Consider the following 8,901-nt stretch of genomic DNA (forward strand, 5'->3'; position numbering starts at 1 on the left):
TTTTTCACTCTGGACGTTGACAAGTACTGTGAAAATCCGTTTAATAGCGCTCGCTCGATACAGCGTATCAGCAGTACCAACAGTGTGCCGATTTAGCTCAGTTGGTAGAGCAACTGACTTGTAATCAGTAGGTCGCCAGTTCGACTCCGGCAATCGGCACCATCCTTTTAAAGCCTCGTCTTATGACGAGGCTTTGTCATTTCTAGCGCTTCTGTTTTAGCTATTTGGCATTTTGCTTGGGCTGGTTTATTCTGCTTTTTTCAAAGAGAGAATAGAGGAAGGCGCATGCTTAAAGCCCTTAAAGAGTTCTTACAGGCTACGCTAGATGGTAGCGATGAAGCAGAACTACCTAATGTAGAACTAGCAGCAACCACCTTGTTAGTGCAACTAAGCCAGAGTGATAACCAGCAAAGCAATGCCGAAAGTGCGGTAATACTTCGCAAAATAAAGCGGCTTTTTGAGTTAGACGATAAAGAAGCCGAGAATCTATTTTTGCAGGCGCAAACTCAAGCAAATCAAGCTATTTCGGTGTTTGACTTTACCCGTCATGTTAAAGAGTTGGATTACCAACTGCGTTACCAGTTTACTGAAGCGCTGTGGAAAGTTGCCTATGCCGACGGCACTATCGACCCGCAAGAAGAAGCGCTTATTCGCCAGGTGTCCGATCTTATCTACCTTAGCCATAGTGACTTCTTAAAAGCCAAAATGTCGGCTCAGCCTGCTTAAACAGCAGCAAATTCAGCAGAGAGTCTGCCAGTGTATAGATAAACTCATACCCAGCTCTGGGTATGAGTTTTTTGTATTAGCTTGAATACTCACTGCGAGCAACCGTTTGATGAAGTTGCTCTGCCATGCCCTCTAGCTGAGTGGCAATGCCGGTAAGTTGTTCGGTATTGTCTAATAGCGCAGAGCTGCTTTGCGAATTATGCTGACTAAAGCTTGATACCTCCGAGCTGGCATTAATCACCTCCGCTACTGTTTCTGCTTGTTGTTGCATCACTTTGGCCATTTGGCCTACGCCGCTAGAAATATCCTGCACCAAGCCAATAATGCTATGTAAAATTTCACCGCTTTGCTCAACCACCTTATAACCTTGCTGCACGTCGGCAGAACAGGTTTCCAGCAAGCCTCGAATTTGCTGGGTAGACTGACTACTGCGCTGGCTTAGCTCGCGCACTTGGTCGGCCACTACCGAAAAGCCTCTGCCTTGTTCACCAGCCCTAGCTGCCTCAATAGCAGCATTTAGCGCCAACAGGTTGGTTTGATTCGCAATATCACTAATCATGTCGGTAACGCTGTTTATCTGCTGGTTGCTGCTAAGAATTTTTTGCATCGATTGTTCGGTTTGGCTAATGGCCTGAGCGCTTTGCTCCGCATTGCCAGAAGCCTGCTGAGATAAGGCCAAAAGCTGCGAGGTAGACTGATTAGCTTGGTTTAATACCGTTTCCATTTGCGCCAAGTTTTGATTAATTTGAGTAATAGACTGATGTTGGTCGGCAGAGCTTTGAGCAATTTGCGCCGCTTTATTGTTCATCTGCTGTACGGTATTCGACATATCGCTGGCCGAACTCACTAACTGGGTAGAGCTATCGCTAGCGTGCTCCACCACCTGTTGTAGTTGCCGTTTAGACTGCTCAGACGCCTGCACCATATCTTGATTACTAAGCTGAGCCTGTTTAGCCTGACTAAAAGCTTGATCACGCAAGCCCAGCGCATAGTTTTGCCCAAGCCACAGCAAGACCAAAGGCAGTAAAAAGCCAGAGAACAGCTCAACTGCCATGGCGCGCTCTGGCAGCTGCATCTGCGGAAAGCTAACACCTTGATAGTCGGCTAGTAGCATTACAAAGCCAATGCTAAACAAAATCCCAGTCCATACATTTCCCCAAAAACGGTTACTGGCCAAGTAGCTAAGTAGTGACAAGGTTGGCAGCCAGAAAAGGTGAGGGGAGTGCAACAAGCCACCCGATTGATAAACAATGTTCATGGCGTGCAATACCATGCCGGTGAGCGCAATATTGGCCACCAATAGGTAATGCCAACCAGCGCGCAGCATAAAACTTGCTGCCAAGGTAATGCTAACCAAGGCCAATGAACTGGCAATAAGATCGGCGTGGGCATATTTCTGCCACTTAAATGCGCTGTAAATCCCCACCAATAAACCAAAGAACAAATAAAACAGCAGGGTTTTAACCGCTTGTTGGTGCTCGTTCTTAACCTCTGTGCGAGGGTTAAAGATACGTCCGTATATCTCTACTGGGTTTAGCATTGTTAGGCTCTTATTGTTATTAACAGGTCAGTCCACTTTAATGCTGACCTTGGTTTAACAACTTTGCAACATGCTAAAAAAGGAACTGTGCGTTAGTTAAAAAATAAACAATGCTGTTTTTGTTTGAATTTTCGTCAATCTAGCGGCTTTTATCTGCAAATTGTTGGTTCTTTGTGCGCTTGAACAAAAGCGCGCGATAAGCCCTTTACCTTTAAACTGGCTTATGTATAATTCGTTTCCGTTGCAGGGGCGTAGTTCCAATGGCAGAACGTCGGATTCCAAATCCGAATGTTGGGAGTTCGAATCTCTCCGCCCCTGCCAAATTTTAAAGGCCAGCTAATCAGCTGGCCTTTTTCGTTTCTGCGCTTGCATACAATTGTCCCAAATCCTGAGCTGATAAAGCACTATAGGTTTCATCTACTGTACTTGATGTTTGAAGAGCTTTGCTTTGCAATATTTCGTACAAATATTGCTCCATTTCTGTATTGACAATTATATTATAAATCTGTAAAAAGAAATGTATAAATAAAAAACAGGTTCATTGTCTAAGTGATTTTGAACACTGTATATGTAATACAAAAACGGTAAATAAAATTAGTACATGGATGTTAACAAACTTGTGTTCTTACGCAGGTTTGGCTGTTCTCTATTCATCGCTTTTTACATGGATGTAAGTGCTGCTGAGCCTCCTTTTTCTCTGCCTTTGAGCCCAAATGATCAATCTGCGATCGAATCAGTTCAAAAAGAGCAATTAGAACAACAATTACTGCAACAAGAAAAACTCAAGTCATTGACTAGTCTGCCCGAAATCGAAGAGCAGCAGTTTGGTGATGATGGAACGTGTTTCGCTATAAGTGAAATAAGGTTTCAAGGTGCTAGCTTATTATCTAAACATCACCAGCGAGAACTAACCTCTAATATAGATTTGAGCTGCGTAGGTCTTACTCATATCAATCAGCTGCTTAAAGATGTGACTCAATGGTACTTGTCTAAAGGCTATGTTACCTCGCGAGCATACTTATCAGAGCAAGACTTATCTTCAGGGGTATTAGTCATTACCGTAATGGAAGGTCGAATTGAATCGGTCAGCTTTCGCGGTATAGACACTAAGTTTCATGGCTGGTCGACGCCTGCTAAATCTGGAGACATATTAAATCTTAGAGATATTGAGCAAGGGCTCGATCAATTAAATCGTTTACAGCGCTATCAAGTTTCAATTGATCTTAAGCCGGGCAGTAAAGCCAGTGAAAGTAAAGTCTATATAGATGTTCAAGACCTAGGTTGGCTTCATTTGAGGGTTACACTAGGAAATAGCGGGCAAGAATCTACCGGTGAAGAACAGTTGGCTTTAGGCGCCAACTTCGATGATTTAATCGGTATTTCAGAAAGCTGGAAATTTAATTTTAGTACTGCTTTGTTACCAGACAAAGGGGCTGAGAGTGAGAATATTCTTCTAGGCTTCGATGTTCCTTTTGGCTATTGGACAATGAATTACCAATGGAACCGTTCGGCATATCAGTACACCTTCAATCCATTTGGTTTTGACATGAAGTCTAATGGCAATAGTCATAACCACCGTTGGATGCTTCACAGGAATTTTTTTAGGGACGACCGGAGTAAATGGGGAGCTCGACTTTCAGTCAATCATCGTCGAGATGACAACTATTTGCAAGGCTTGTTACTTACAAGCTCTACTCGAGAGCTGAGTTCTCTAGAGCTTAGCTTAGAGACGAGTCAACGCTTTGGGAATCTGTTCTCTTCAGCAAATCTGGCGTGGCGTCAAGGGAGTTCTCTTTTTGGCGCAGAAACCGATGAAAACAAGGGAATTGGCGTACCAAAAGCTGAGTTCAATAAAGCCTCTATTCAATTAAGCCTTAGCGCTGTACTCCCATCTAATTGGACCTATCAGAGCAGCCTATTTTATCAATATTCTCCTGACATGCTCTACGGAACAGAGCGAACAAGTATCGGCGGCCAGTATTCGGTTCGGGGCTTTAAAGGTAAAAGCATTTCCGGGGACAAAGGCGGATATTTTAGAAATAGCGTCGATAAACGTTTACCTCTTTTACAGGGTAACTCTTGGCTTAGTAGTTTCTCCTTAGGTGTGGGTTTAGATGCAGGGCTTGTAGCAAATAACGCGAGTGATAATTTCTCTGAGGGGCACTTAGTGGGCACTTCTGTAGCGTTAAAGGCGCAAGGAAAAAATCAAAGTAGTCAATTAACTGTGGGCGCTCCCTTGTGGGCTCCCGAGTGGTTAAAGGCCGATGATTGGGTCATGTACTGGGAACTTGCCGTTCAGATATAAGTGTGGAGCAAAAAATGTTGAAAAATAGGTTGTTACAGCAAAGTTTGGTTCATGTGCTGTCTGTTGTTTTGGTGTTGAGCCCTAGTCATCCGGCGTTTGCTAATCTTTCAGTTGCTGAAAACGTTAATCAGAATACTAATCTTGGCGTGGCAGGAAACGGAGTGCCAGTTGTTAACATTGCTACTCCAAATGGAAATGGTATCTCTCATAACCAGTTTTCAGAGTACAACGTTGGTCAAGAAGGCTTAATTCTTAACAATAGTACTCAACAATTTGCTCAATCTGAGTTAGGTGGCTTGTTAGGTAATAATGCCAACTTGAATGGGAGTGGAAGTGCAGAGTTAATTCTCAATGAAGTCATTGACCAGAATAGATCTGAACTAAACGGCTATACCGAAGTATTTGGTCAACAGGCTGACGTGATCGTGGCGAATCCATATGGCATATCATGTAATGGCTGTGGATTTATTAATGTTCCCAATTTAACACTTACCACCGGCACTCCTCATTTGGATAGTTCTGGGCAGCTGGAAGGGTTTCTGGTTGAGCAGGGACAAATAACGATTGAAGAGCTGGGCTTGGATGCTAGCCGTCAAGCAAATACTGATTTACTTGGTCAAGCGATCCAACTAAATGGCGCTATTTACGCACAAGAGCTAAAAATAGTTGCTGGAAATAATGAGCTCAACAAAGATGGAACCATAAACCAAGTTCAGTCTAGTTCTGCTCAACCGCAAATATCCATCGATAGCACTCTCCTCGGTGGGATGTACGCAAATAAAATCACCTTAAAATCAACAGCTGAAGGCGTTGGTGTAAATCTTCCCGCAGATCTTGTCGCGACCCAAAATGGGATAAGCATTGATTCAGCGGGCAAGATTACTTTGGGGCGCACTTACAGCGCAACCACTACGAACTTAGAGGCTCAAGAAAGCATTCACCTTTCGGGTAATCACTATGCCGAAAATGCAATAAAAATAGGTGCTAACACAGAAACTCATATAGATGAGGCCGTTGTTGCGGCAGGTGAAGCACTAAATATAACGACAGATAATTTAGTGCTAAATCAGAGCCAGATAATTGCAGGTTTGGACCAACAAGGAAATATTCAAAACACTGGTACATTGGACATCCAATCCAAACAACTGAGCGTGAATAGCTCTCAAATTAATAGTGGTTCGTCTCTGTCACTGGAATCGAACAACATATCGTTAAATGAAGACGCATCGATTGTTAGCCAGCAACTCGCTCTATCAAAAATTGATAGCCTGTCTAACAAAGGGCAAATTGTTGCCGACATTGCTGAAGTAAGTCTAGCTGAAGAGGCCACTCTTGACGGCGAGGGTGTTGTTTATGCTGACTCTCTATTAATAGAGGGAAAGCAGCTGGAAGTCGGTACTTTGTTGGCTGGTGGTCGAGAGCTTAGCGTTGAAACAGAAAACCTTAGTATCTCGGAGCAAGGCACATTAATTGGTAATGGTGAAGTATCAGTAACTTCAACAGGGGTTTTAGTGTCCGGAGGGCTAAGCGCTGACAGTTTAACTATAAGCAGTGAACAGTTGTTAGTTACGGATACCGGGCAAGTTATCGCTTCTAGTGATCTACAGCTTGAAAGTACAAAGCTAGAAAACCAAGGGCGACTTGAATCTGAAAGTTTAGGTATTAGCGCGCAATCTGTTGATAATCATGGGGTCATTCTTTCTGGCAGCGACTCTCTGGTCAAGGCTGATAATCTCAATAATTTAGGGTATCTGCATAGTAATCAGAATCTTAATTTGGAAGCCGAAACTGTCAGCAATCAAGGAAACCTTCAAGCTGCCGACAGTTTAACGCTAAGTATCGACACTTTTTCTAATCAAGGGCTAGTATCTGCTTCGCGTCAACTTAGCTTGCAAACAAAAACAGTATCAAATTCAGGTTTGATTGTTGCGGAGGAGCTTGAGTTAACCTCAATAAAGGTTTTGGATAACGGGCCGCAAGGACAAATAAGCGCTGATACAGCTTTGGTCTTGAATAGCAATCAACTTAAAAACAGCGGTTCAATTTCTTCAAATGGTTCGCTAAATCTTAATAGCGCATCCTTGCTTAATACTGGCACTCTTGAGTCTCTCGATGCACTTGAGATAAAGGCGATGGCTAGTTTCGAAAACAGCGGTGCTGTCAGAACCAATCAACAACTGAATTTGTCTGTTGGCGAGTTGTTTACTAACTCCGGAGATCTCCATAGTCAGGATGATCTTACTTTAACTACGGTAATATTTGAGCAAGTTGGTTCTTTGCTTAGTCTAGGTGAAATGAGTATCTCTAGCGATAGAGTTCAGCTCTCTTCAGAGTCCTCGGTATTAAGTCAAAATGAACTTTTGATATCAGGAACTGAATTCGATAATGCGGGACTTATTCAATCTGATTCTACCTTGGTATTAGTTAGCTCTACTGCTGTTAACCAAGGAACAATTAAAGCAAACAACGTTGAGCTTTCAACCGAGCGCTTAACACAAGAAGGCACCCTCCAAAGTGCAGGCACCTTGAACGTTCAAGCGAGTGAAGCGCTGAACAACAGCGGAGACATGTTGGCGGAGGCCATTGATATCCGCAGTGGTTTACTCACCAACAGCGGGCAGTTGTTAGCCAACGACCAATTGCTTGTTAGTGCCAGCGATATTGATAACAGTGGCTTCTGGCAGGGGCTTAATCAGCTTAATGTGGATGCCCAAGATATTAGCCAGCGCGGCGAATGGCGGGCGGGTAGTTTAAACCTCAGCGCGAGAAACCTCGATAACCAAGGGCAAATAGGCAGCGACGGTGCCAGCGTTGTAGTGATTAGCGAGACGCTGAGCAACCAAGGCGATTGGTTGAGTAATGGCGGCATCAGCCTAAGCGCCAGCACCCTTGAACAGCAAGGGCGTGTGCATGGTGCGGGTGATGTGAGCTTGCAAGCGAGCACACTTAACCAGCGTGGCGAGATTGTTGCTGGCCAAGCACTCACGCTGGATGCCAATACCCTTAACCTCACAGCGGGCAGTCAAACCAGTGCCACAGGGGTACTGCGCCTGGAAGGTCAAACGCTCACACTAGCGGGGGATGTGGTGGGTGCAGACCGGGTCGAGCTTGAAGGTGGCAACATTAGCCATAGTGGGCAGTTAGACAGCTGGGGCGACTTAGCGATAGCGGCAGGCAGCTTGAGTAACCAAGGCATTATGCGCAGTAACGGTAATGCACAGCTTAGTCTGGTAGATAGCCTGAATAACCTTGGCCAATTAGAAGTCGGCCAAGCACTTAGCGTGAGTGCGCAAAGCGTCAGCAACAGTGGCAGTATCCTCGCGCAAGGCAATGCCACGCTTAATAGCGATAGTATCGATAACAGCGGCACGCTGGTGAGCAATCAAGTGCTTACACTGAATGCAGATAGCCTGCACAGTAGTGGCCAGCTGCAAGGCGGGCAAGGTGTGCAGATTGCCATTACCGAAGATGCCACCTTCAGCGCTGGCAGTGAGTTAGCCAGTGGTGGCGACTTACAGCTGAGTGCCAGCGACTTAGTGATGGCGGGTGAGAGCTTCGTGACAGGCGATAGCACACTGAGTGCCACCCACCTTACGCACAGTGGCGTATTTACTGGTTTAGGCAATGCCGAGCTAGTGGTGAGTCAGGCGCTGATAAACGCCGGAGAGCTGAGTGTTAATGGCGGTTTAGTGGCGAATGCGGGCAGCTTCACCAATAGCGCCTCAGGGCAGATGAATGCAGGCACGAGTGTGCATATTGATGCGAGCACGCTCAATCAAGCAGGGCAATTAACCAGTGGTGGCAGCTTAGCGCTAGTGGGCACTACTCTTAACCATACCGGGCAAAGCCACGCGGTGGGTGATAGCAGCGTAAATATCACCGAGCAGGCCGATATTACTGGCGACATCATCAGCATGGCCAATCTGCAGATAAACGCAGGCAGCTTAACTAACAGCGCGACCTTAGCGGCCGAAGGCAATCTTGCCCTGAGTGCTGATAGCCTGACAAACAGCGGAACTATACAAGCCCTTGAGCACCTAAGTATCGCTGCCAATGATAGCCAATTAAGCGGTTCACTGGCAGGTAAGCAGCTCAGCATTACCGGTGATACCCTCAGCGTTGATGGACAACTCTATGCGACAGAGCTGATGGCGCTTGAGGTTCGTCGCCTAGAACAAGAAGGCATTCTCCAAAGTGCCGGCACCTTGAATGTTCAAGCGAGTGAAGCGCTGAACAACAGCGGCGATATGCTGGCAGAGATCATCGACATCCGCAGTGGTTTACTCACCAACAGCGGTCAGTTGTTAGCCAACGACCAATTGCTTGTTAG

4 protein-coding genes and 2 tRNA genes are annotated in these 8,901 nt (G+C 45.4%); 5 read left to right on the forward strand and 1 reads right to left on the reverse strand.

Annotation, left to right across the window (positions count from 1 at the left end):
• Positions 1 to 86: 86 nt before the first annotated feature.
• Both G6R11_RS21635 and G6R11_RS21640 read left to right on the forward strand, forming a co-directional pair.
• Positions 87 to 162, forward strand: a tRNA-Thr gene (locus G6R11_RS21635).
• 123 nt (positions 163 to 285) lie between these two features.
• Positions 286 to 726: a TerB family tellurite resistance protein gene (locus G6R11_RS21640; protein WP_163135355.1), complete on the forward strand. Its 441-nt coding sequence runs from the start codon at positions 286 to 288 to the stop codon at positions 724 to 726.
• Between the two features lie 76 nt (positions 727 to 802).
• Here the strand turns inward: G6R11_RS21640 and G6R11_RS21645 are convergent, their stop codons facing one another.
• Entirely contained in the window at positions 803 to 2,266 is a 1,464-nt protein-coding gene (locus G6R11_RS21645; RefSeq protein WP_163135357.1) for a methyl-accepting chemotaxis protein, read from the reverse strand.
• Between the two features lie 245 nt (positions 2,267 to 2,511).
• Between G6R11_RS21645 and G6R11_RS21650 the strand changes: the two genes are divergently transcribed.
• The 3 genes from G6R11_RS21650 to G6R11_RS21660 form a co-directional block, all read left to right on the forward strand.
• Positions 2,512 to 2,587, forward strand: a tRNA-Trp gene (locus G6R11_RS21650).
• Positions 2,588 to 2,867: 280 nt separating this feature from the next.
• Positions 2,868 to 4,571 carry a ShlB/FhaC/HecB family hemolysin secretion/activation protein gene (locus G6R11_RS21655; protein ID WP_163135359.1) on the forward strand — a complete coding sequence of 568 codons (1,704 nt, stop codon included), beginning with the start codon at positions 2,868 to 2,870 and terminating at the stop codon, positions 4,569 to 4,571.
• Positions 4,572 to 4,585: 14 nt separating this feature from the next.
• A partial coding sequence (locus tag G6R11_RS21660; protein ID WP_163135361.1) for a filamentous hemagglutinin N-terminal domain-containing protein occupies positions 4,586 to 8,901 on the forward strand: 4,316 nt, incomplete at its 3' end.

Source organism: Agarivorans sp. Alg241-V36 (genome assembly GCF_900537085.1).
Classification (GTDB): Bacteria; Pseudomonadota; Gammaproteobacteria; order Enterobacterales; family Celerinatantimonadaceae; genus Agarivorans.

Coding starts and splice junctions, on each gene's coding strand:
- G6R11_RS21655 (WP_163135359.1), top strand. CDS start 2,868: ATGGATGTTAACAAACTTGTGTTCTTACGCAGGTTTGGCTGTTCTCTA.
- G6R11_RS21645 (WP_163135357.1), bottom strand. CDS start 2,266: ATGCTAAACCCAGTAGAGATATACGGACGTATCTTTAACCCTCGCACA.
- G6R11_RS21640 (WP_163135355.1), top strand. CDS start 286: ATGCTTAAAGCCCTTAAAGAGTTCTTACAGGCTACGCTAGATGGTAGC.